Consider the following 23,718-nt stretch of genomic DNA (forward strand, 5'->3'; position numbering starts at 1 on the left):
AGTGCCCGCCTCGCAGTGCGCCCGCCGGTCTCTGTCAGGTCCGTGCCTGCCAGCGCCGCCTCCGTACCTCTCCCTACCTCTCAGCGCCCGGCTCGCCGCGCGGCGACCTGCCCCAACACCGCGAAATCCTTCTCACCGTCGCCGTGAGCTACGGCTTCGATCAGGCTGTCGCGCACCACGCTGGCGATCGGCAGCGGCGTGGTCACGGCATCGGCCGCTGCCAGCGCAAGACGGATGTCCTTCAGGCCGAGACGCGCCTTGAACAGCGCCGGCTCGTAGCGCTGCTCCGCGATCAGCTTGCCGTAGCCCGAATAGACCGGCCCCGGAAACAGGCCACTCGTAATGACGTCGAGGAAATCCTGCATGGCCAGACCGTGGCCGGTCACCAGCGTCGCCGCTTCGCCGAGCGTCTCGACCGCCGCACCGAGCATGAAGTTGGCGGCCAGCTTCATGACGTTCGCCTGCTGCGGCAGCGACCCGATCCGCCAGGTCTTCTGGCCGATCGCATCGAAAATCGGCTGAACACGGTCGATCGACTCGGCCGGTCCGCCCGCCACAATAGTCAGCTTGCCCGCCGCCGCGACATCGGGCCGGCCCAACACCGGCGCGGCGACGTAGTGAACGCCGCGCGACGCATGCGCCGTCGCCAGTTCCTCGGCCAGCGCCACCGAAATCGTCGCCATGTTCACGTGAGTGAGTCCGCGCGGAGCATGTTCCAGCAGGGTGGCGGTGATGACTTCGCGCAACGCGCTGTCGTCGGCGAGCATCGAGAACACCGCGTCGCCCGCAAACGCTTCGGCCGGCGTCGCGACGATCCGCGCGCCTGCCTCGACGAGCGGTTGCGCGCGTTCCGGCGAGCGGTTCCACACGCGCACCTGATGCCCGGCTTTCAAAATGTTTGCAACCATCGCGGCACCCATCTCGCCGAGACCGATAAAACCGATGTCCATCTGTCGCTCCGTCTTCTAAAGAACTGGAAGTAAAGCACACCCATGCGACACGTGCAGGACAGCACGCAACGAAACACGGTGCGATACTGCAGCAATGGTGACCGCGACATTCCGCTTCTACGAGGAGCTGAACGATTTTCTCGCCCGCCCACTGCGCCGGCGCGCGTTCACTTACGCCTGTGCGCCGGGCGCCACCGCCAAGCACATGATCGAAGCGCTCGGCGTGCCGCACACTGAAGTCGAACTGATTCTGGTCAATGGCGAGTCGGTCGGTTTCAATCATCCCCTCTCGGACGGCGATCGCCTAGCCGTCTATCCGAAGTTTGAAGCGCTCGACATCCACCCGCTCCTGCGCGTACGCGAGCGGCCGCTGCGCGTGGTGCGTTTCATCGCCGACGCGCATCTGGGCGGCCTCGCGCCGCTCCTGCGGCTCGCCGGCTTCGATACGCTGTACGACAACCACTATCCCGACGCCGATATCGAAGCGCTCGCCGCCGCCCAGCAGCGCATCGTCCTGACACGCGACCGCGAGTTATTGAAACGCCGCAACATCACGCACGGCTGCTACGTGCGCACGCTCAGGCCGCGCGAACAATTGCGCGAAGTGTTTGAGCGGCTCGATCTGGCCGGCAGCGCGCAACCGTTCCGCCTGTGTCTGATGTGCAATGTGCCGCTACGGCGTATTCCCAAGGAAGAAGTCGGCACGCGCGCGCCCGACGGCGTACTGGAAAGGCATGCCCAGTTCGTCACCTGCGACGTGTGCCGCCGCGTGTTCTGGGAAGGTACGCATTGGCAAAGAATGCGCGCGCTGATGGACAGCGTGGCTGCCGCGCCAGACCGCTCCGCGTGAACCTCGCTTGAGGTCCACCTTCGCTCCCGCCGCGCGGCGATACATGCGCGTGAAACTCCGAACGCCGCGCACTCGCGCGGCGTTCGGCGCGGTGCGTACAATGCGGGATTACTTATCTGGCAGAGGCCTTCCGTATGGCGATGAAAAAAACCGACCTTGAAAAGAACAAGGCGCTCAAGCTGAACAATGCAATGAAGCTCTCGACGGCCGAGCGTTTCGGCAAAGCGGCGGCCGCCGAGCCGAAACTCGATCGCCGCGAACAGCGCAAGCTCGATCAGGCACAGGGTCTCGTCGCATTCGCGTGCAAGCTGAACGGCGATCTGGTGACCGAACTGAAAGAGCGGGCCGCGACCCATCCAGAAGGAATGACAGGGCTGCTGAACGAAGTCATCAAGCGAGGCCTTGCGGGCTGAGCGCCGCGCAAACCGCGCCCGGAATGCAAAAAGGCCAGAGCATGAACTCTGGCCTTTCTGCTTGCAACGCCTTCATCCGGTTCGCACTGCACCAGCCGGCTAGCGGCGCGATGCGGTGGACCGGCGAAGCTGGCCCGATGAATCGGGCGACAGCTTAGTTTTGCGCGCCCTTGTCATTCGTGCCGGCTGCCGAAGCGGCTGCCGAAACCGGAGCGCGCTTGCCGTGCGTCTTCAGCTTCTTGATGTGATGCTTCTTCGGCGCGCTTGCTGCAGCAGCCGGTGCTGCGTCCGACGCTTGTGCGAAAGCTTGAACGGAAACCAGCGCGATCGAAGCGGCTGCGAGCGAGACGATAAGTTTTTTCATGTGTTGTTCCCCAAACCTGGACGACTGAGTCAATGTGAATGAATAAGCTGCACGGTGAAGCAGACAGGGCTTGAGGCGCCTTCCCCGCTCCCCGCGGGAGAGTATTACCCAGTGTAGGCGGTTTGTCATGCCCAAAACTCGATATGTATTTTCCGGGAGACAGCTTGCTTTCGAGGGCCTTTCACCCGCTAGTTGTCCCGCACTAGGGCATTCACCTAGACCGCCTCAAACCAGCCTCAAACCAGCCTCAAACCAGATTGCGCAGCAGGCTGGCGTTCTCCAGAAGGGTCGGCAAAACCCGGTGCAGCGCGGCGTTTGCCGACTCCTGTCCGATCGGCATGCTGACGCTAATCGCCGCGACGACCGAACCGTGCCGGTCGCGCAACGGCACCGCCACGCCGCGCACGCCCAACTCCAGTTGCTGATCGGTCACCACGTAGCCATTGCGGCGGATCTCGCCGAGCACGTCGCGCAACTGCTGGATCGTCGAATAGGTGTGCGGCGTGAACACCTTGATCGGGTAGGACGCGAGCCACTGCTCGATGCTCTCCGGCGCCTGGAACGCCAGCAAGACCAGTCCCGCCGACGACAACGGCGCCGGCGCGCGCGAGCCGAGCACGAAGCCGACCGCCATCGCCCGGTTCACGCCGTTGCGCGCCACGTACACCACATCGTGTTCATCGAGGATCGCGACCAGCGCGGTTTCCTGCACCGTTGCGGTAATGCGTTGCAGGAACGGCTGCACGGTGCGCGGCAAGCGCGCCGAATCCAGATACGACTGACCGAGCCGCAAGACACGCGGCGCGAGCCAGAAGAGCTTGCCGTCGGTATCCACATAGCCGAGTTCGCGCAGCGTCAACAAATAGCGCCGCGCCGCCGTGCGCGACAGACCTGCGCGAGCGGCCACCGTGGTCGGCGTCATGCGGGCATGCTCTTCGTCGAATGCTTCGATGATCGCCAGCGCTTTCGCGGCGCCCGCGATCCAGTCTTTCTCGTCCATTGCGTTTGCCTGAAAATCAGCCGGCTCGTCGGACCAGTGGGGCACTGCGCTCGGTGGCCGTCGCGCGATTATCGCGCGTGCCGGGAGCGACGGGCGGCCGTTGATCGATTGGCGCATTCGACGCCGCGCGCATCTGTTCGAGGATGCCGGCACTGCGCGATGTGCGATGTGCGAACGCCAGAGCTGCCGGGCCCACGTATCATGTCTGCGGCCGAGCCGCGACGCGCGGCTCGAGCCGGCGCTAACCGGCCGCGAACACCTTGTGATAATCACCGAACCTGAAAAGATCACCTTTGAAAGCCGAAACCCGCCAACACCTGCGCGCCAATGTGCTGATGCTGATCGCTGCAATGATCTGGGGCTCGGCGTTCGTCGCGCAGCGCCTGAGTCTCGATGCGATCGGACCGTTTCTGTTCACCGGACTGCGCTTCCTGCTCGGCGCGCTCGTCGTGCTGACGCTGATTGTTTGCGTCCGGCGTTCCGCGCCGGCTGAACTGTCGAAGCGCGAATCCGGCGGCGCACGCGAACTGCTGGGCGCGGGCGTGCTGCTCGGCGTGGTGCTGGCCGCCTCGATTTCGCTGCAACAGATCGGCCTGCAATACACGAAGGTCGCCAACGCAGGCTTCATCAGTTCGTTGTACGTGGTAATCGTGCCGTTGCTTGGCGTGCTCTTCAGACATCGCACGGGAATCGGCACGTGGCTCGGTGCGGCGCTCGCCGCCGTCGGTATGTATTTTCTGAGCGTGAACGAGCAGTTTTCGATGCTCTACGGCGACTGGTATCAGCTTGCCGGCGCGCTCGTGATTTCCATCCAGATGATGCTGGTCGGACGCTTCGCGCTGCGCCACGACACGCTCATGCTCGCGCTCGTGCAGTTCGTGACGTGTGGGCTTGCGTGCCTCGTGGTCGGCCTCGCCATTGAACCGTTCAGTCTTGCGGTGATCGCGCGCGCCGCGCCGACTATCGTGTACGGCGGCGCGCTGTCAGTCGGCGTCGCCTATACGATTCAGGTGGTCGCGCAGAAGCATGCGGCGCCATCGCACGCCGCGGTGATCTTCAGTATGGAAGGCGTGTTTGCCGCGCTCGCAGCCTGGCTCGTGCTCGGCGAGACAATGTCGGCGCGCGCGCTATCCGGATGCGCGCTGATGCTGGCGGGTTTGGTCGTGTGTCAGGTGATGCCGGCCTGGCGACGCGGGAATGAACGCCTGCCTCGCGCATCGTCCTGAAGAGGTAGCCATTCGCTGCATGCCACGCCGGAGCGCGCGAAGTCGTTGCGAAGGCGATCGGTGTCGGCAGGTTCGGTGAGTTCGTCGTTGAGTTGCGCGCCCGCGCTTTCACGCCGCTCGCGAATGCTGCGCGAACAGGGCAGGCGTATCGGCAGTAGGCGGAAACACGCACCAGCAGCCGTCGTCGTGACGAAAGAAGAACAGTCCGCGTGAACCCGCCTCAAGCGAGGTCTCGACGCGCACATAACGCCGGCCACCCACGCGGGTGCGGCTGAATTCGGTGACGTGAACCGGCACCGAAGGCTCTGGCGCGAGCCATTTTTCTACCAGAAATCTCAGCGACTGCTCACTCTCAATTCTCATGATCCGCTCCGGGCAGGCTTGTCCTGATGCGCATCGCGCGAGGCTTCGGTGTTGTCGTCGCTGTCTGCAACGTCCGCGTCGTGTTCAGCGGATGCGAGCGTGATAGCCCGGTTTGTGGCTGCCGCCCGCAGCGTGCTGCAATGGGTGGCGTGTCGAATATCCGAAAGAAGACGGACAAGCTGTCGTGCTGTTCTGCGTTTCATTACTCACCCCGCATTGCACCAATAACTTCAGAAAACACTTTAACTCTATGCCTGGATCAGCCGTTGCCCAAATGGTTTTGACTAAATAGCAACAGTTGCGCCTGCAAAAAGAAAGACGCAATCTTTGTACCGTCCGTCTTCAATGTGCGCGTAGGCCGCCCAGCAGTCTGTACGGTGACGAGCGCTTGCCGAAGTTGAAAACATGCCCGGCAAGCATTGAAGAAAGGGCCTGGAGGGCGAGTTATCCACAATTGCCTATGAATAACTTCGGGATAGCGCATGGAACAGCCTGTGTGCGGAATCTTGATAAAGCGGCCCGTCAGGCAAGCCCAATCGAAGTTATCCCGCCTCTGTAGTTTTTCTACAGATGTGTTCCGCAGGGTTATGGCGTCCGCATTACCTTGATATGTCGGCACATTTGGGAGTTATCCACAGAACGGGTTAACCCTTGTTAACTATTACTACTTATGTATACGTATGAAGTAAAAGATATAGGATAAGCCGCGCCTCGCGATGAGATTAAAGGCTGATCGGCACCTGATCGGCCTTCACACCGGGATCTGATATCGGTGAATCACGGCGCCGCGCCCGCTCCACTCGCCGGCGACAAAGACGCCGCCGCGCCGATCGCGTCGGGCATCTCGGGAACGGGTGCGGGAGCCGGCGCAGGCGGCAGCACGCGCGTCTCGATCTGGCTACTCGCGACCGGTTGCGCACGCACCACCGTCTGCAGATAGTGGTCGACAAGGCCGAAGAAACGGTCGTAGAACTTGCCCGACGGAATCGTCTCGCTCGAAATCTTGACCATTGCGTCACTGTTCGAGCGGATCGGCAGCGACAGCGAACCCAGCACGCTCAATCCGACGCTCGCCGAGGTATCGCTTTTCTTCAACGCAAAGCCATTCTGCACGGCGTTGACGTAGACGATGCTGGTGTTGCTCGCCTCTTCCCCCGGCGTACAGACCACATGAAATTCGACCACCACGTGACTATCTCCCGTCGGCTGGAAATTCTTGGTGCCGTCCACGGTGTCGTTGCGTGTCATCGTCGTCAGGTAGCCCTGGCTCAATAGCGCACGACGCGCGGCCTCGCAGGTGTCCGTGGTGCTCGAATTGAAATTGCGTGCATATGGGCTCGCGCCGGTTTCGAACAGTTCCTGCTGGAATTTCAACTGCGGCGGGCTGCTACAGGCGGCAAGGGTCAGCAGGCCGACGAGCGCGGCGGCTGTGGTTCTGGAAAACGAGGTCAACATGGTCGATCGGAAGAGGCGCCACGTAAGCGCGAATGGGAATGCATTGTAGAGCGGTTGCCGCATATGCGTAAAAAACACGCAACGCGCCGCCTTACGGGACGTGACAATGCACCACCTCGGCGCGGCGCCGCGGCGGGAAAAGAAGCCGGGCGAAGCAGGATGTCGCCTAGCGCGACGTAGGAGGAAGTCCCATCGAAGACGCAACCGCGCCATTTTTCCCGGCCGCGCCGACGGCCGGCACGGTGAACGCATCGGCCCAGCTATCCAGCGCAGCGCAACGGTCAGATACCGACTGCGCCGAGCACGCGCCGGCCTGCGCGTCCGCCTGCTGCAACGCGTCTTGCGGCGCGGCGACCGCCGCGAAATCTCCGGCCCGCAAGCTCACCTTCTGCGCATAGGCTTGCGATCCGCCGTAGCTCCTGAGCGCGGCGTTCATGTCGCCGTTGGCCGAGCGCATATAGCCGTACAGGATCGCCGAGCCTACTTCGATGTTCGCGGTCGGCTCAGTGAGATCCTTGACGTTCCTCAGCAGCCCGCGATGCGCACCCGGCACGACCTGCATCAGCCCGGTCGCGCCGTTGGCGCCCCTGGCCTTTTCCTTGAAGCGGGATTCGATCGAGATGATTGCCAGCAGGAGCGCTGGCGGGAGCGAGTATTTCGACGCGGCGGATTGCACTGCGTCCGAAATTTTTTGGGCCTTTTCCTTTGCCAGACCGAATTTGTGCGTCAGATACGCGGACATCCGATCGGTGTTCTCGTCGGCCGCCGCGGTCTGTATCAGGCCGAGCGAAAGCACGATCAGGCAAAGTAACCGGCTCATAGCGGAAGATAGGAAAAGAAAGGGATCCGGCCATTATAGCTCTGCCCCCAAATTACACCCAGAACGGGCGGAAATTCGTCTTAAGAATTGTAGCCGGGCGGGCTCTGTCGCATCTGGATGCGACGGGTTCGGCTTCGTGACGGAATGGTCGTTTAGCTTGGTCGAGGGAGCGGCGACGTGAAGACTTCGAGTACCCGAATACCGAAGCCGACAGACGCAGCGTCGTGTCGCTTCGCTTGCGAATCCACCGATCGGATCCGCCCGGATTTGAGACAATCAAGCCCACCGGCGAATGTCTTCCCGGGACAACCGGGTGCAGGCTCGGCGTTTCCTGCCGATGCCGGCCCATTGAACAAGCGATGCTTCCAGGTATGAGCAAGACCGCATTTATTCCCAGCGTGCCCGCGACGTCGGAGGACGATTTCGACATTTCGGCCACGTCGAAACTCGCCGGCTACAAGCGTTTTTTCGGCGTGCTGAAAGTGGTTCGAACCACGGACGGACGCGTGCTGTTTCCGTTCGACGGTGCGCCCGAACTCGGCCCCTATGCAACCAAGCTGGAAGCGATCGCGGCGGCGCAGGTGTACGGCGAACATATTGTCACCAGCGACCTGGCGCGCCCGGAGTTGTAGGCGCCGGCGCGTAACAGGTTTGAGTTGATTGTTTGCGTTATCGATCGTGATGATCACTTCGGGAGCCGCGAATGACCTGTTCGCGCAAAGTCCGCTCATCGGCCGCGGTGATGTTTGGAGTGGTTGTGCTGGCGAGCGTGCTGACTGCGCGCTGTCAATCCACCTTCGCGCAAGACGCCAATGCTCACGCCGGGCAACGGGCGCTCGCGCGCGCCGAACTGGTTCACGCTCAAGTCCGCGTCGTCGCAATCGATGCAGCCACGAATAGCGTTACGCTGCGCGGTCCGAAGCATCAACAGGTGCTCAGGGCCGCAAAGAGGATTTCGCTCGATCAGTTGGAAGTCGGCGATAGCGTGCGCGCGGAGTTTGTTTCGGCGGCGGCGGTGGAACTGGTGCGGGAGTGAGGGTTGTGTGGTGCAGGCCGTAGGGACAAAAAAACCACCCGCGGGTGGTTTTTTTGACGGCGTGGCATGTGTGCCGCTCAAAAAGAAAGCTTCCGGCACCGTTCCCATTTTACCTCGATTTCCTTGTGGCATAAGGCTCAGCGCCCTTCCACTTTCCGCCGACAGGTAGGTCAACTACCCCCGAAACGAGGACGAAAAGCCGTTTTCGCGCACGACCAAAAAAGTAAGCAAGTAAGCGGCTCACGTGGGCCGTTCGTCCACGCGCGCGTGCACGTGAGGCATGATGGTGATCCGGACTTGGGCTGTCAGGTAGCGGGTGTCGGCGGACTGGCTGGCGTGTGCAGCTTGTCGGCCACGCGCCACGGCAGAAGCTCGTCGATGCGATTGATTTTATGGTCAGCGATGTGAGTTAGCACATAGTCCAGATAGGCGCGCGGATCGATGTCGTTCAGTGCGCAAGTTCCGATCAGCGCGTACATTGCGGCGGCCCGTTCACCGCCGCTGTCGGAACCGGCAAACAGGAAATTCTTCCGACCCAGGCTTACACAACGCAACGCGTTTTCCGCGATGTTATTGTCGATCTCGAGCGTGCCGTCTTCGCAATATAGCGTCAGGGCGCGCCACTGGTTAATCGAGTAGTTGATCGCCTTGGCAGTGTCGGACTTCGACGACAACGTTTCGAGCTTGGCCTTGAGCCACGCTTCATAGGTTTGAAGCAGTGGTCTGGCTTTCTCCTGCCGTATTCGTAGCCGTTCGGCCGCTGGCTTGCCGCGAATGGAGGCCTCGATGTCGTATAGCGCGCCAATGTATTCAAGTGCTTTTTGCGTCGTGTCGGACGGCGTGCGCACGTGGATGTCGTAGAACTTTCTCCTCGCGTGAGCATGACATGCCGCTTCCAGTACGGAGCCACCCAGGAACAGCTCGTCGAAGCCCGCGTAAGCGTCCGCTTGCAGGGTCCCCCTGAAGCCGGCGAGATGAGTCTGAGGGTGGATGCCCTGTCTGTTCGGCGAGTATGCGAACCATACCGCAGCGGGTTGCGTCGACCCCGAGCGACGATCGTCGCGCACATAGACCCATAGCCGACCGGTGCGGGTCTTCCTGTTGCCCGGTGAGAGCACCGGGATCGGCGTGTCGTCCGCATGCAGCTTGGCGGCCGACACCGTATAGCGGCGCAGCGCCTCAATCAGCGGCGCGCACAACGCTTCGCATTGACCGACCCAGCGACCCATGCTGGCCCGGTCGAGCGTCACGCCGTCGCGCGCCGCGATCGCCGATTGCCGATACAACGGCTGGTGGTCTGCGTATTTCGAAACGAGGATATCCGCCAGCAAGCTTGGATGGGCAATGCTTCGCTCGATCGGAAGGCCGGGCATCGGCGGCTGCCTGATGGTGCTGCAGCATGGGCAAACGAATTTGCGCCGGATCGTGCGAACGACTTTGAACGCCGCTGCGACCCGGGCGAGTTGCTCGGACACGTCCTCACCGAGCACCTGCATCTGTTGACCGCAGTCCGGGCAACTCGATTCGGGCTCGAGCACATGATCCTCACGCGCGAGGTGCGCAGCCAGTGCTTGCCTCGAAGCCGCTTCGTCCGTCGTTGCATTGGAGGAGGAAGCGTTTGCGCCTCGAGCTTGTGCACGCTCCACGTCTGCAACGCCGCGTCCGGCGGCCAGATCCTCGAGTTGGGTCTCGAGGGTCTCGATCTGCCGCTGCAACTGTTCGGACTTACGGCCGAACTGCATGCGCCGAAGTTTGTCGATCTGCGCCTTAAGCTGCTCGATCTCGACATCGCGTTCAGCAAGCAGACTACGGGCCTCGACCAGCAAGGCCTTCAACAATTCGACATCGTCTGGAAGATCGGCGCCGTTCGACATACGCCGTAGTTTACGAGTCTGCGGCGCGGTTTACAACATCGATAACGCGGCGGTACGACGGGGCTGTCGCCAATCGATGCCCTCGAGAAGCATCGACAGTTGTGCTGAACTCAGATGGACCTTCCCGCCGTCGGCCTGGGGCCAGATAAAACGGCCCCGCTCAAGCCGCTTCGCGAGAAGCCAGACTCCGTCCTCCGTTGCCCAGAGGATTTTTACGAGGTCGCCTCGGCGGCCCCGGAAGATGTAGACGTTGCCTCCCAGCGGATTCTCTTCAAGCGCCGTTTGTACCTTTGCGGCCAGTCCCTGGAACCCACAGCGCATATCGGTCACGCCTGCAGCGATCCAGATGCGCGTACCAACCGGCAGGGAGATCATGATCGCAGACTGCCCAGCACGGTACGCAGCATGTCAGCGTCGACCAGGCCGTCTACCTTAACCACCGCACGGCCGATGCGGATCTCGATCGTGCCCCCAGGAGACGCCGGCTTCATATCTGGCGCTTGCGGAACCCCCGAAGATGACGCAACGACCTGCGTCAGCGCGTCACTCAGCAGTACGACCGGGAGGAGGCTGGTAGACGGAGCTTGCTGCTCGGCAAGATATCGCCGCCGCCAGGTGTACAACATGTTCGCGTTGATGCCATTCTCACGGGCCAGTCTTGCGACCGAGACGCCCGGCTCACACGCTGCTGCCGCCAGCCGGTCCCGAAGCTCCCGCGGGTAATTCGGACGGCCTGCTCGACTTCCATGCTTCTTCTCTGGAGACTCTGACAAAGTGGTGTCCATCAAATCGGAAATGATGGGCATCACTTTGATGTGTATCGCAGCAACCGCCTACGACGGTGGGGACGAGCCGCTTACGTAAGCAACGAGAACACCTTAGAAAAAGCCGCCAAGCCCCGTCCTGTCGAGGCTTGGCGGCTTGGTCGTCGTCAGCTTTTCTCTGCAGGCCCCCCATCAATCGGTTAAAAATGAGCCTTCGTCGTCGTCATCGGTGACTAGGGTCGGGAATGCCGAACTGATTGCTGGAGCCGGGGCGTCCGAACCCGACTTGTCAAATGCACGTTCAAACTGTTGAACGTCAGCGTGGTCGAGCGCCGCTTTGGCGGTCTGCCTCGTCCCCTTGGCTGGCCCCTTCGCTCTGCCAAGTCGTCTATCGTTCGCTTCTTTGAGAATTTTTTCCTGCGCCGCGGAGACCACCGCAGCTGAGGTGCGCTTGGCGTTGTCAATGGCCTTCTGCGCGTGCGCCAAGGCAGACTGGAAGTTCGCGTTGTTGATGCGATTGATGAAGTCGTGCTGCCACTTGAAGGAATCGGGATAGCCGAGCGTCGTTTGCTCTGTAGCCTGGAGTGCGCGGAGGTTGCCGGCCGGGTCGTCCCACAAGAGATGAAGCGGCGCGTTTGCCACTGAGTACACCGTGATGGCGAATTCCTCGGTTGGCCGCACGATTTTGTGGTGCCTCGCCACCGCTTTCAACAATGGAGACGAGAACTGCCGCTTGTTGAGCGTGACAATCCCGTCCGTAGCGGTCAAGACGAGCCTGTCGTTGAGCTGCCGGAAAATCTTTTCTTCCGGCCAATCTTCCGCAAAGTCACCACCCCGCAGCTGCTTGTTATATGTGTAGATTGCTATGGGAGTCGGTTTAATGTTCTTTTTGACCATGTCCTCCGTCATCAGGTGCTTCACGGGCATCGACGTATTCCGAATGTAGATTGCTGTGAGCAGTGCGGCCATGAACACTTCCAATGGGACGGCCTGCTTTTTCGCGTTCTTCCTTCGCTCACGGTCACGGTCATCATCGCCTTTGGTGTAAGTGGAGCCAAGGATGTTTGATAAAGCCTCCTGGAACCAGTTCATCCCACCCTCGGCATGCCCTTTCGCTTGAGGGTCTCCAGGCCGGGCAAATTTCATATCACCGTTCAGCCTATCTACCGCTGCCATCTGCGTGGCCTCAGACATGCCAGGCCCGCGGTCGACGAAAACTACAGCTGCTTGACCATACGCCATACCCGGAAGCAGATGCGGTACATTCCATCGAATCAGCTCGCGTTCCTTCGGCGTGTAGGCTGAGAACAGACAGCGTCGATAACAGTCGCCATTCTCGTACCCATACGTGACATACCAACCGAGGATAAAGTCGCTCCCGCGGTCAATTGCAAGAAGGACTGTCGGTTTTCCGGCTCCGTCAATGTAAATCTCGTTTTCGCCATATCGAAGAAAATTCTCAGCAATGGTCGCATCGAGGTCCAGCACGTTCAGGTCGCCGTTCGCGAGTAACGTTGCGGAGCCACCAGCCAAGACGCGACGTCCGCCCGGTTCGTTGCTGCGCGTTGCGGCCCTTTCGTCTCTCGCCTTTCTGAGCACCGGCCGACCCAAGTCCTTCATATAACTATCGCGCGGCAGCTTTCGGTTTGCCGGATACGCCCGCATTACCCCGGATGCGTCGCGATTGAACGCCACTTGAATGAGCTTGAAGCGGTCGAGGATGACGCCGAGAGAGTCGTCAGTACGCAGACCTTCCGCGCGGACGAATTTCTGCCATTTAGAATGCAAGGCGGCCGAGCATGTGTGGCGCCGATAACGTGTATCAGGGTCGATGAGTTCCGCATCCGTCGGCCTACCACGAGGTCGCAGATTCCCACCTTCGTCTCTCAGTTCTGGCTTTGGCTCACCTGGTGCTCCTTTGAGCCAGTGGTGAATCATGTTGGCGTAGGGATGTCCGCCGTAGAAGAGGTCGTATTCCAACCAGTTCTCAATTGTTTTCTTCGATGTTTCGAACGCAACGACCGCGTCTTTCACCGCTTCGCTGTATGCTCTCTTTGACCAAATCCAGTCCGGTCCATGTCGCTCGTTGACGTAAGCAATGACATCCCGTTTCACAGCAAGAAGCTCGTCGCACTCAATCTCGCCTTTGCTTTCCGCAACCGTAGCGACCTTCATTTGTATCGGGATGCCGCGCTCTTCCACCCGTGTCAACCGCTTCGCCTCAATCCACTTCAGAGCGTCGCACTTCTTCCATGCCTTCCGGAGGAGAGTTGTCTTCGGCGGACTGTGCAACTTGAGCCCCCCGTCTTTTTGCTGCTTCCCAATCTCCATCACATAGATATGCGTGGGCGAACTAGCTATGTAACGATAGACTGTGCTCGGTCGACCAGCTGTGCTTTTGACTAGGTTTTCGTTGCGAGAGAACTTAATGTCGTCGATTTCCATTTCGGCTCCTTGCAGGGCGAGCGACTCAGGTTGAGCGGGACCGTCGATGGAGAGGCGCAGCAGGCACCCGTCATTTCAGCAGCATCATCGGCTTATCGCGATGCACCTCGTAGAAATGGTTCCATCTCAGGTATCCAAGGAAGTGGGCTATGCCAAAGATTTTGTAGGCGGTACGCTGTTCCCAGCCATGTCGTTTCCCCACCATGGTTAGAACTCTGTTTAGCGTTCCTTTGGCGGTGGTCGCCAACAAAGCACGGGCAAGCTCTGCCGCCGGAAGCACGTAATCTTCGATGTTAATGGTATGCAGCATGTACGACAGGAGACGTCGATGGTTTATATGCTCGACAGGCGTAACGTCGAATTCCGTCATGATTTCATGCGAACAACCCCATGTCGAATTGTCCCTTGCTTCGCGCATATGGCGCGACTCGACGTCTGGCTCATCCAAAAGGGCGGCAGGCTTTCCCGAGACTGCGTGATAGACTCGGAAAGGACAACCCGGAATTTGCAAGGTAAGCATGAAGTCAATGGTCATGATGCTGCTCCTTGGCAGTCGCTTCCCCGACATCAAGTAACGCTCGAACTTCTCAAAGTCCAATGATGGATATTGGGTTCTGATTTCGACAACGAATGGGCACATGTCGAAGAACCGGAGTAGCTTTTCCTCAAGGTGCGAGTGGCACCAAGTACGTCCGCCGGCCTTTCTGCTGAAATATGCCCCGGCTATTCCTAACTTGCTCGCACAAGCTTTTTTCCAACACCGAAACTCTCCAGCGCTGCTGATGCCTTGAGGGTCATGAGGAGGGAGTACGATTGGCCACTTCAGAATAGGTCGTCCGCGAAGCAATCTTAGATGCAAAGCACCTTCGTCCGGCCCGAATATCAGCGTTTCGGTTGACGATGTTTCGAGCGCTGTCCTCTTCGCCTCTGCTCTGGAAAAAGGTAAGAATGAGCAGTCACCGATTGGATTGACCGCTTCAGCCATTGCTTGGCCATCGCGATGCGGTTGCGGCATAGCTTTCCCTCCGATGAACGATAGGTTTTCTCGTCGCAGTAACGAGAACTTGCCTGTATCGAGCGTGCAATTCCACAAAGGATTGGGACCAATCTCTCGTAGTAACTTTCCACCGTATCCTTGCAATTTCTTATTGCATCTCTAACTTCTTTGCTCCCCCGGTCACTTGCTTTTAAAAATAGCCCTTCGAGAAGAAATGATGACGTTATCTTTAGACCGGGAAATTCGGCAAGCAGGAAGGCTCTGCGAGCGTAGACGTGTTCAATCCGCTTTTCGACGTCCACCTTCCACAAAGTCGGCTTGCTCCGCGGAATCGCAGCGCAGAGATATTCCTTGTCAAAGAGTTTCAAAAAAGCAAAAAAACGATTTGTTTTTTTTGACACGGCTAGACTCGTTCGCGTAATGTCTGGCCTCTCCTTCAAAATTTCCCGCAACCACTGACGAGCTTCTTGCTTATAGGAAACACGCTGCTCCTCGGTAAGCTCTAAGAAATGCTCCTTATAGGCTGTCATTGAAAGCGTCTTCATGTAACCCTTCATATACTCTTGGGCTCTAGTCCTAGGTTGCTCTGTTTGGGCTCTAGTCCTAACTTGTTCTGCTTTCATGCACTCCGCGCCGTCAACAGTCGGGGTAGGCTTGCCCAACTGTAGCTCATCAAGGTCTGCTTTCGTTGATTCCTCGTATCCTTGCCAACTGCAAAAAACCGCGTAGGCTGCGCCTATGTTAACCAGTGGCTCGATGGTCGGTATTCCTCCAGAATCCGCGATGAATCTCGCCTGAGCCGCAGGCCCTAAGCGAATTTTTGTCAGATATTCAACGCCTAGTTTGTCGTGCAACATCTCGTTGAAAATCGCGGCGGGAGAATTCCCGCCGACAGCATTTTGGGTACATTGGTCTCTTACTCTTTGTGCGAAGGCGCCGTTCATAGTGCGTGGACGGAATTCTCCGGTGAGCAATTGCTGCACCATTTTCGCGATGGAAAGCTCCGCCTTTAGATGCGTCTTCGAAAGATTTCGTACTGCTCGCAATCGTCCACCACAGTGGCATCGATGACCCGGCTGCCACGGCACACGACTCGTCATGTGATTCTTTGTCTCACATCCAGCACAGAGCGTCAGAAATGTCGATGCATGCGTCGGGCACACATCGATGCCCGGCATCAAAGCTAGCCTATGCCAATAAGCATATCCGTACGTCTTCATGTCTTGCTCGATGCACTCAGAGCACACCTTCAAGCGTCCTTTGAACCTTGGGCTCGACCGAGACCGCCTGTGGAGGTGGACACGAGCGTCTACCAAGTTACGTGCATCTTCCTCGTTCCTAAAAGCGACATCGACAGAAGTTCGAGTATGGTTATCCAAAGTCTCCCTGATAGATGGCAAGGCCATCCAGAAGGCGTCAACAACTGCACTAACATTTTTAGGGCTAAACCAGCTATTCACGTCGCTTCTCATACCCCACAGTGCTCTCACAATTCTTGCATCGGGAGCCGCGCGAGCAGTCGATACTTGATTCAGAAAGCCGATAAAATCTTCTTCCTCGGCGATGTTTCGAATGTAAAGATAGGAACTTTCGGCAGACGATGTCAAACCAACCTCCTTTGTTGGCTCACCCCTTTTGAGCATGCCACCCTAGATAACGATTTACCGTTTCCTTCCGCAGCCGGGCTTTTCTGGCGATGGCCCAGTTGTGCTTGCCGCGACGGCATACCCGTGGGATTGCCCAGCTAACTCGGCGGGCCACGAAAGCTTGCGATGGCTCGCCCTCGCTCGACATTGAGAGTCGAAGTCGACCACGGACGAATGCGTACTCCGACACGCCAAGCTCGCGGCGAATCCGATAAAGGGACTTCCTCAACGGCGGGTGTTCATCCCCGACGCACGCTGACTCAGCAGCGCGCACGGACTCCGAAAAAGTCCGCAACACTGCCTGTGGATGTTGGACGATTCGATGGTAGACCTTCTGCACCTTCAGGCTTCCCGTGTTTTCCCGTAGCCAATCGGGCGCGTTACGATTGAGCCGGGCCCAAGTCGGGGGAACCAGCTTGCGAAGACCGGTTGCAGAGAGTGTCGGATGCTCTGCGCGCGCCAGGAGCCATCGAGCCTTCGCAGCTTCAGTGCGCGCAACCGTCGCTTTCCGACGTGGCAGGATACCGTCCTTCTGAGAAGCGAGAATGCGATAGACCGTGGATATGGATACTTGAAACCTAACTTGGACCGTCTTTGGTAATTCTCCTCGTGCTAACGCATCACCTATGGCCTTCTGCATCGAGGCATCTATGAACTTAGGCCTCCACGATGCATCAATCCCGTACCGCTTGCACAGAGTGCATATCCGATGAGTGGTTAGCGAAAGAGCAGCCGCCGTCTTCGTTACCGTCCCGTGCTTGAGCATAAGGACTCGAAGTTCATCAGCTGATGGTTCGGGCCGTAGCTGGCGTCGCTCTGTTCGCGGTGCACTCTTTTTCATCTCACAGGCACTGGCAAACCACGCGAATAGAATGCACCACACCGGATGCACGGCTCGTGTATCACGTAGAAGGTTGTGCAACGCGTTTTCGACCAGTGGTTCGCTTTGGACCAAGAACTGCAGCCGCAAATCTGAGAATGCACCCGAGAAAAACCTGGTGAATTCAGTCAACAAACTTGAAAGTTGGAGACGTCCGCCGTTGCTAATCCATCCAGCGAGATGAAGCGCTTCGGCAACAGCCTCCTTCCTGAATGCGGAAACTGTAGCAGGAACCTCCATACTTTCGTTGACGCGCTTCGCGAACTCACCACTCATCGACCGTTGATATGGTGTGGGTCGTCCTCGGCATCCTTGGTCGAAGAGAAACATTTGTCCGTTTGCTGGCTTCAAGTCACATCCGTGCATGCCGCAGACATCCACAAATGGTGCTCCGGTTCTGCGATGAACGTACGAGAATCCGTTCATTCTAATTTGAACCTCCTCGCACTCGGGACACGTGAGGTACTCGCGCTCAGACACACTGAACAGAAGTGGTAAGCGCGTCAATCGCACGGGCCCGGGAAGAATTTCAAAGACTCGTTCGAACTGTTGACGATGTTTATCTGGGGGAAGACCACAGCAGTAGTATTCGATAGCAAGATGATTTCGCGCGATGTCCTCAAGGTCGCCGTAGAGATAGCCAACTACCCGATGAAAATTACGAAGCCCGTTCGGCATACTGTCGAGACCGGGCGCACGCTCAAGCAACGATTTGCAGACGACCTCCAATCGACGCCCAGACTCGCTCTGACTCAGCTTGGCGAGATAGTCGTTGACGACCTGACCGACAGGAAATGGCGGCGCCATCAAAGCAAACTTTTCGACCGGTTGCATAGCTAACCTCTTGTGAGTAGCTCCCTGTATTTTTTAGTGTCGAGCAACGACTTGGGAAAGTGGTCGATGTAGTTGAAGAAGTCTTTGTCATCAGCGATGGTCTTCCTTTCCATCGACTCGGTAACCACTTGCCTTGCGGAGAGCTGACGATTTAACCGCCGCCTGGCAATTTTCGCGAGTTCTTCGTACGTTAGTGCGGTAACCAAGTTAGGCTTTTTAATCAACTCGATATGCAAGTCTTCAAAGACTTGGACCAACCAACCCAACCGTCCGAGTGTCAGCTGATACATCCAAAGCGGGAGTTGCGATGGCATCGGCGTTCCAGAAGGAAGCGTCGCAGCTCTCCAGAACCATAAGACCACCGTGTAAAACCGGCTCTTCTTATCAAGGTTTCCTTCTTTATCCAAAGGGGATTGCAACGGACCGAGGCTGAGGGTCTGACCGCTGAAGAAATTCGAAGAATCACTACCTGCCAACTCCACGCAATTCATAAAGGCGGGAGTTCCCGCAAGCATCACCACAATCCCAGACCCATGCTGTAGGCGGACAAGGAGCTTCAATATCTCCTGCGGCTCGCCAGACAAACGATGGAAACTCGCTCCGTCGATGACAAGGATGCCCACATTCACTAGCAAACAAAGGGAGATAACAGCATTGAGAGAATCATTGCCTTCCACCTCGGGAAATACGCCGGTCGGGGTATCAATTCGCCCAATATGCGCCTCGATTTTGTAACGGATTTCTCTGAGTAGACCCGCGCGCGTACCGCATTCAGGATAGGAGATGAACAAGCACGGGATGACGCTCATCAGGCCCGGTTCTTTGCCGGTTCCGTAGAAGCTAAACGCGCCTTCGAAGGCTTGGACGAGGCGCGCCACGTACGCCGACTTTCCGCACAAGGATGGACCTTCGACCGTGAAGAACGCACCCCTGAGAAGTTGCAGCGATGGGGGAAGTGGGTGTAATCGCCCACCCCTGAGCACTTTGTCCAAGCCAAAGAAGAACTCGCGATAGTCCGCGTCTTCGAAATTGCGTCTTGTCATCGAATGACAGACCTTGGCGAACACGGATTCTGTAAAAGTGACTGTTTTTTCGTCGGCGACGAACGACTGCGTGAAGAGAGCCATAGCGTTCAATTTAATGGCGCTCGGCGCGGTCTTGAGCCTCTCTTCATCAGGTACACCGCGGTGAGAGAGCAGTTGCTTTACTTCGTCGGCGGGGCGGATTCGAAGAAGCTCTTGCCATCGTCGCCGAGATGCCTCTCGCAGTTCTGCCACGTTCCTCGTAACCGCAAGGGCCTTCGACGATGACGTGGGGACGTCGATTGCCACATCTTCAACAACGCCCTCCGTAGTTTCTGAACTCATTCTTGCTGTTTCTCCAAATAGCAAGCCATAAGAGGCAAATCGATGGCACGCAATCAAGAATCTGTGAACACGTTATCTCCGCAGACGTTCACAAGGGATTGTGATTCGATATTCTTAGATAACGCATGCATGAAGTGCTCCTGAATTACCGAAGAAATTGGCAACATCAGTCTTGATGGCGCAAGACATCCACAGCCTTCAAAATTTGAAGCGCATGCTTTGTCCCAACGACCGCCCATTAGCAATTTTTCGATGTCAGACGGGCTATTCAAAAACCAGCTGCTCACTCAGTCGGCGTGGCGAATAACAAATCCTTTGCAGGATGGAATTATTGCGAGCGCGCCTAAAAACCGCTTTATTTCATCCCAACCGGGCTGATTGAGCAGGCCGTCGACCACTTAATGTGGAGCGGTAACTGTCGGTAAAGGTCAGCTGACCGAAAATACTGATTGAAGTTTGGGATGACGGCGCTGGCTTGCATCGCGTATGAGGGTCAAGTACGCACTTGATGCACATCGTTCGGCGATGAGGTGATGAAAGCACTCGGACGATTTCGACGACATAGGTCAATTCTCCCACGCGCCCTATGCTGTGCGCGCAGTTCGTTTGAAGACGTCTTCCTGGTGAGAGTCTCATCGCCCATTCAGCGAAAGAACCCTCCCCTTGGGAGACACCCATCGGCAAGACAGAATCCGCTTGCCACCAAACTTTGCGAGTTGACCGACCGCTTAAAGGGCGGTTGCCTCGCGGACCACTACTTCGAATCTGCGCCAAAAACGATTAATACACCGCTTCTGGCTCACCTGTTACTTGGCATTTCCTGCTTGCTCAACATAATAACGACCAAACAAAATTCGTCAATAGAATTTTTTCGAAAATTTTAAATTCCATTTCACGCTATATTATTTTCTTTAGACAATTAAATTCATTTCTCTATTTCACGCTATATTGCAAGCCGGTAATCGCGGGCGGCATTATGGAGTGGATTATCAATTAACAGAATTTATTTCATGCGGTTCAAGCAAATCTCGCAATCGTCTCCAGTCCTCGCTTGTCGCGGCTTCGAGCCCCGAGGAAACAATAATGGCCCGGTCCCGGAATGGCACTGGTACGCAGCGAGCGTCATGTTCCAAAACGACTAGCTGGCCCGCTTGCCTTCGTTCAGCATCTGCAGAAAGCCAGGCGCATCGGCCACATTGCTGTGAAAGCTGGCGACAGCGAATGAGTCGATTACCATGTATCGTGGCACCGACTATGTGAGAGCAGAACAGAGTCGGGAAGAGCTGTAAGAGGGCGCGGAATCCCAATTCAAGAACGAGCCGTGAGTTGAGGACGACATCGGTCTGCCTGTTAAGCGCGAGCAACTCGGCGAGGCGAGCAACGTGCGGACTGTCCTTGAGTATGCGGAATTCACTGCTACGCAGCTGGGACCGCGTTACGCTTCGCGACAGGAGAACACCTTCCACAGCGAGGTAGAGGATGATGCGCGGGGTCATGGGAACCCCCTTTCAAAAGTATGCGTGTGAGCACACGCGCGCCGGCGATATACTCTGTAATGCGCACAGGGCTATCTCCAGCAAGTGGGGCAGGCGCTCGGTTCGGCGATTGTTCTGCTGTTAACCCCTCGGACGAGTGCGAAATATTTCGCACTTGAAGGTTAGTTCGCGATTTTCGAATTTCAAGGACTTTTTCCGATGCGAGGACTCGTCGATGAGTGAAGCCGACACTCCTTGGGCTCGACTTGCATCACGTGTCACGCGCGTAGCGTTGACTCGCAAGGATACGACGTACGGGTCGCTGGTAGAGGCGTTGACGACCGACGGTGAGCCTGGTGGCGATAGGGCAATAGTCTCACGCATCTCCCGTGGGACGCTCAAGCTGAGCCTTTTCCTCCACATTATGTCCGTGACTGGAATCCGTCCGCCTGAACGATGGGCGGACGCGCTTCGTCTCAAGGAGGACTGGGACGTTAAGGCTAGCGCCGTTGCGTCGGCCGAAATGAATCGCCAGCCGTCTGAACTTGCTAACGACTTCACAGCCGGCCTATCGCGGCTGGGGACAATCATGTCGGCGAAGACTCTCGACGTCCAGATTCAAACGGGCACCTTGCAGCTCAGTCTCTTCCTTCAATTGCTGTACTTGTTGAACTCCAACTCGCTTGACCGATTCATTGACCAAGACGACCTTGCTGAGGCTGCCAAAGGCGTATCACGGGTCTAGCTCGGTCACTGCACCGGACGTGGTTGCAGATTTTTCCCCATGTACTAGACTCAATTTGTGCGAAAAATTTCGCACTTTCGATGGCCACAATCAAGTAGAACCATAACGTGGTCTGGCGTTGTCCTGCCTCTATGGGCGGCAAGTTCGCTCCATGGCCCGGCAACCGGAGAGGTCCCCAATGTCCATAAGTGCGTGTGACGCCTGCGTGTAGACCGGTTCGGTCGAATCGGCGACTTTACGTCGAGCGCACATCGACGAGGTGACAACATTGTCAATGCTTCGACAAGTGCATCGAATCTGACACTGCGTGCTTTGAGCTGTTTATTCGACATTGCGTCTCCCTAATGTGCGAGAAGTGGAGGAAGTTATGCCTGTCTGGAGCGTTGCAGGTATCAGCGCCGAGCCAGAATTGTCAATTTCTGAATGGCAAATCCTAGAGACCCAACTTGGCTCTAGGCATTTTGTCGGTATCGACGTGCGTGATTGCACAGGGCGAGTGAGCACAGCCATCCAACAGTTCGACTCGACCGCTCTACGGGGAGTTACTTCATCCGGTCGCGTGTATCAACTGGTCGGCTCCCAAGGGTGCTCATCGAACGGCCAATACATCTGGGAGCGCTGGTGCATCGTCAACGGCATAACTTCATATACCGACGTCACAGCTGATGTGCTCGTGGAGGGAAAGATATGACAACGGCAGCGGAACGCACGAAAGCTGTGGTCGACACGCGCGACTTTCTGCAAATGCTAAGCGCTTCAGAAGAAGTCACAATTCGCGGCTTGGTGCAATCAGTCGCAATTGGCCTTCTCAGGCACTACCCCTTGAACGTTGACTTGGCCGCGTCAGCGAGCGCGCTTCCGGGAGTCTGGGCGCAGCCGACCGTCGAGCGACCTCACGAACTGACAGCGTGCGCTCGCGTCGTTCCGTTGTTCGCGACTCCCACCGACGAATAGCGTATCGAGCGAGGATGACCATGCCGCGCCGTCAAAACAACCCAACAAGTGAACCTTCCTCCCCTGATGCCCACGTGCTGCAGCTTTTGCAGAGCGCTGCGATTGCATTAACCCTGTTCGACCCGGTCGGAGCCCGAGAGCTTTTTAAACTTCCGGATGCCGAAATCGGGCGGCGGTTCAAACGTGCGCTGGTAAGAGTTGCGGGGCTAGCCACGGTGTTGAACATAGAACAACGTTCGATTCGTGAAGAAAGCGCGCAACGGCGGGAGGACCTCCGGTCAAATCAAGGAGAGTCGACGCCGGCACGCCTGATTGCCAACGCAAAACTACTGCACAAGTCTCATTTCTGTGCGGCCATAGGGTTCACCCCCCAAAAGGTCGATAAAGAAGTCGCTGCTCAGCGCATCTTCAGTGTCGACATCGAAGATGAACCGTATTTCCCAGCATTCTTCCTGGTTGAGCAAATGCGCCGAAAGGACCTAGCGAAGGTTGTGCGAACGCTTGGTGATTTGACAGGCTGGAGCAAGTGGAATTTTTTCACAACGCCCAATGGTGCGCTGGATGACCTGACACCGTTGCAAGCACTCTTCTATGGCGACAGGAAGCAAGTGTTGCGCATCGCTGCGGAGTTCGCCAAGCGGTGAGGAATTCCTCGTCGGCAAAGTATGCTGCAGTCAAGCACGGATAGATGCGATGGAAGCAATCTGGCAATTCGCTCTCAAGTTTCCGGCATTACTGGTCGTGCCAGCATGCGGCTTCGTACTCAGCTTGGTTATGCTGCGCATCAAAAAAGCGATTCGTGAACGAAGATTTTTTTGATGCGCACCTACCATAAAACGCGCCCATCGTTCCCTCAAAATCAGCAGAGGTAGAGAAGAACTCGGATAACAATCTTGACCTGGAGATTGCGCTTCGCAAGTTTCATGAAGTGGGCCTATGCCGCAGTGAAACCGCCAGATGTTCTCTATCACGGCACCGCCTGGAACAACTGGACGAGTATCGCCGTTGAAGGGTTGAAGGCTCAAACTAGGCACGCCGTCAATTTGAGCACGGACGTCGACACGGCAACGCGGGTAGGTGCACGACATGGTAGACCATTGGTACTGGTCGTCGATGGCGCGCAGATGCATGCCGACGGGTATGCCTTCTCGCGCTCGGAAAACGGCGTATGGCTTACTGAGCTAGTGCTGGCGGCATACCTCGCTCCGCTTGGGCCACACGAGAACCTGCCGACATCATGAAGGTGTGCGCTCGCGTCAA

General features: G+C 57.6%; 24 protein-coding genes. 10 read left to right on the forward strand and 14 right to left on the reverse strand.

Annotated features, from left to right (window positions below):
• Window positions 1-80: 80 nt before the first annotated feature.
• Complete coding sequence (locus tag BXE_RS20575) at window positions 81-950, reverse strand: NAD(P)-dependent oxidoreductase (protein ID WP_011490089.1); 870 nt, start codon at window positions 948-950, stop codon at window positions 81-83.
• A gap of 94 nt (window positions 951-1,044) precedes the next feature.
• Here BXE_RS20575 and BXE_RS20580 point away from each other — a divergent pair, with 94 nt between their 5' ends.
• Together BXE_RS20580 and BXE_RS20585 are read left to right on the forward strand one after the other, a co-directional pair.
• Entirely contained in the window at window positions 1,045-1,800 is a 756-nt protein-coding gene (locus BXE_RS20580) for a Mut7-C RNAse domain-containing protein (RefSeq protein ID WP_011490090.1), read from the forward strand.
• A gap of 134 nt (window positions 1,801-1,934) precedes the next feature.
• Window positions 1,935-2,213, forward strand: coding sequence for a hypothetical protein (locus BXE_RS20585; RefSeq protein ID WP_007179879.1), 279 nt, complete (start codon window positions 1,935-1,937; stop codon window positions 2,211-2,213).
• 154 nt (window positions 2,214-2,367) lie between these two features.
• On the opposite strand, the gene BXE_RS20590 is transcribed toward BXE_RS20585, so the two are convergent.
• Window positions 2,368-2,577, reverse strand: a complete 210-nt coding sequence (locus BXE_RS20590; RefSeq protein ID WP_038457243.1) for a hypothetical protein — start codon at window positions 2,575-2,577, stop codon at window positions 2,368-2,370.
• Between the two features lie 247 nt (window positions 2,578-2,824).
• Window positions 2,825-3,577, reverse strand: a complete 753-nt coding sequence (locus BXE_RS20595; RefSeq protein WP_011490092.1) for an IclR family transcriptional regulator domain-containing protein — start codon at window positions 3,575-3,577, stop codon at window positions 2,825-2,827.
• Window positions 3,578-3,870: 293 nt separating this feature from the next.
• Here BXE_RS20595 and BXE_RS20600 point away from each other — a divergent pair, with 293 nt between their 5' ends.
• Window positions 3,871-4,803, forward strand: a complete 933-nt coding sequence (locus BXE_RS20600; RefSeq protein WP_011490093.1) for a DMT family transporter — start codon at window positions 3,871-3,873, stop codon at window positions 4,801-4,803.
• Between the two features lie 108 nt (window positions 4,804-4,911).
• On the opposite strand, the gene BXE_RS20605 is transcribed toward BXE_RS20600, so the two are convergent.
• The 3 genes from BXE_RS20605 to BXE_RS20615 form a co-directional block, all read right to left on the reverse strand.
• Complete coding sequence (locus BXE_RS20605) at window positions 4,912-5,166, reverse strand: hypothetical protein (protein ID WP_038457239.1); 255 nt, start codon at window positions 5,164-5,166, stop codon at window positions 4,912-4,914.
• A 777-nt stretch (window positions 5,167-5,943) separates the two neighbouring features.
• Window positions 5,944-6,621, reverse strand: a complete 678-nt coding sequence (locus tag BXE_RS20610) for a DUF2242 domain-containing protein (RefSeq protein WP_011490096.1) — start codon at window positions 6,619-6,621, stop codon at window positions 5,944-5,946.
• 166 nt (window positions 6,622-6,787) lie between these two features.
• Window positions 6,788-7,441, reverse strand: coding sequence for a transglycosylase SLT domain-containing protein (locus tag BXE_RS20615; RefSeq protein WP_011490097.1), 654 nt, complete (start codon window positions 7,439-7,441; stop codon window positions 6,788-6,790).
• 371 nt (window positions 7,442-7,812) lie between these two features.
• Here BXE_RS20615 and BXE_RS20620 point away from each other — a divergent pair, with 371 nt between their 5' ends.
• Together BXE_RS20620 and BXE_RS20625 are read left to right on the forward strand one after the other, a co-directional pair.
• Window positions 7,813-8,073, forward strand: a complete 261-nt coding sequence (locus BXE_RS20620; RefSeq protein WP_007179885.1) for a DUF6723 family protein — start codon at window positions 7,813-7,815, stop codon at window positions 8,071-8,073.
• A gap of 71 nt (window positions 8,074-8,144) precedes the next feature.
• Window positions 8,145-8,477, forward strand: a complete 333-nt coding sequence (locus tag BXE_RS20625; protein WP_011490099.1) for a hypothetical protein — start codon at window positions 8,145-8,147, stop codon at window positions 8,475-8,477.
• Window positions 8,478-8,782: 305 nt separating this feature from the next.
• Here the strand turns inward: BXE_RS20625 and tnpC are convergent, their stop codons facing one another.
• The 8 genes from tnpC to BXE_RS20665 form a co-directional block, all read right to left on the reverse strand.
• Complete coding sequence (gene tnpC / locus BXE_RS20630) at window positions 8,783-10,351, reverse strand: IS66 family transposase (protein WP_011490100.1); 1,569 nt, start codon at window positions 10,349-10,351, stop codon at window positions 8,783-8,785.
• A gap of 30 nt (window positions 10,352-10,381) precedes the next feature.
• Window positions 10,382-10,726, reverse strand: a complete 345-nt coding sequence (tnpB, locus tag BXE_RS20635; protein WP_011490101.1) for an IS66 family insertion sequence element accessory protein TnpB — start codon at window positions 10,724-10,726, stop codon at window positions 10,382-10,384.
• Window positions 10,723-11,157 carry an IS66-like element accessory protein TnpA gene (gene tnpA, locus BXE_RS20640; protein WP_095211913.1) on the reverse strand — a complete coding sequence of 145 codons (435 nt, stop codon included), beginning with the start codon at window positions 11,155-11,157 and terminating at the stop codon, window positions 10,723-10,725. The genes tnpB and tnpA overlap by 4 nt, the downstream gene beginning before the upstream one ends.
• Before the next feature lie 150 nt (window positions 11,158-11,307).
• Entirely contained in the window at window positions 11,308-13,560 is a 2,253-nt protein-coding gene (locus BXE_RS20645; protein WP_011490103.1) for a hypothetical protein, read from the reverse strand.
• A gap of 70 nt (window positions 13,561-13,630) precedes the next feature.
• The gene (locus tag BXE_RS20650) at window positions 13,631-14,095 is read right to left on the reverse strand and encodes a hypothetical protein (protein WP_148222963.1); all 465 of its coding nucleotides are present in this window, start codon (window positions 14,093-14,095) and stop codon (window positions 13,631-13,633) included.
• 347 nt (window positions 14,096-14,442) lie between these two features.
• Window positions 14,443-15,777 (reverse strand): hypothetical protein, encoded by a 1,335-nt coding sequence (locus BXE_RS20655; RefSeq protein WP_148222964.1) that lies wholly within the window; start codon window positions 15,775-15,777, stop codon window positions 14,443-14,445.
• 406 nt (window positions 15,778-16,183) lie between these two features.
• Window positions 16,184-17,917: a TnsD family Tn7-like transposition protein gene (locus tag BXE_RS44435; RefSeq protein ID WP_081435546.1), complete on the reverse strand. Its 1,734-nt coding sequence runs from the start codon at window positions 17,915-17,917 to the stop codon at window positions 16,184-16,186.
• Between the two features lie 2 nt (window positions 17,918-17,919).
• Window positions 17,920-19,284 (reverse strand): hypothetical protein, encoded by a 1,365-nt coding sequence (locus BXE_RS20665; protein ID WP_038457229.1) that lies wholly within the window; start codon window positions 19,282-19,284, stop codon window positions 17,920-17,922.
• A 1,710-nt stretch (window positions 19,285-20,994) separates the two neighbouring features.
• On the opposite strand from BXE_RS20665, the gene BXE_RS20675 reads away from it, so the two are divergent.
• The 5 genes from BXE_RS20675 (at window position 20,995) to BXE_RS20690 (ending at window position 23,699) form a co-directional block, all read left to right on the forward strand.
• Window positions 20,995-21,504: a DUF6471 domain-containing protein gene (locus BXE_RS20675; RefSeq protein WP_148222965.1), complete on the forward strand. Its 510-nt coding sequence runs from the start codon at window positions 20,995-20,997 to the stop codon at window positions 21,502-21,504.
• A 744-nt stretch (window positions 21,505-22,248) separates the two neighbouring features.
• Window positions 22,249-22,458 carry a hypothetical protein gene (locus tag BXE_RS48055; protein WP_322787462.1) on the forward strand — a complete coding sequence of 70 codons (210 nt, stop codon included), beginning with the start codon at window positions 22,249-22,251 and terminating at the stop codon, window positions 22,456-22,458.
• 14 nt (window positions 22,459-22,472) lie between these two features.
• On the forward strand, window positions 22,473-23,102 hold the full coding sequence (locus BXE_RS20685) for a hypothetical protein (RefSeq protein ID WP_011490114.1): 630 nt from the start codon (window positions 22,473-22,475) through the stop codon (window positions 23,100-23,102).
• A gap of 49 nt (window positions 23,103-23,151) precedes the next feature.
• The gene (locus BXE_RS47900; protein ID WP_267886343.1) at window positions 23,152-23,277 is read left to right on the forward strand and encodes a hypothetical protein; all 126 of its coding nucleotides are present in this window, start codon (window positions 23,152-23,154) and stop codon (window positions 23,275-23,277) included.
• 74 nt (window positions 23,278-23,351) lie between these two features.
• Complete coding sequence (locus BXE_RS20690) at window positions 23,352-23,699, forward strand: RNA 2'-phosphotransferase (protein ID WP_199577076.1); 348 nt, start codon at window positions 23,352-23,354, stop codon at window positions 23,697-23,699.
• The last annotated feature ends 19 nt before the right edge of the window (window positions 23,700-23,718 follow it).

Origin of the sequence: Paraburkholderia xenovorans LB400 (assembly GCF_000013645.1) — a bacterium.
In the GTDB taxonomy this organism is placed as follows: domain Bacteria; phylum Pseudomonadota; class Gammaproteobacteria; order Burkholderiales; family Burkholderiaceae; genus Paraburkholderia; species Paraburkholderia xenovorans.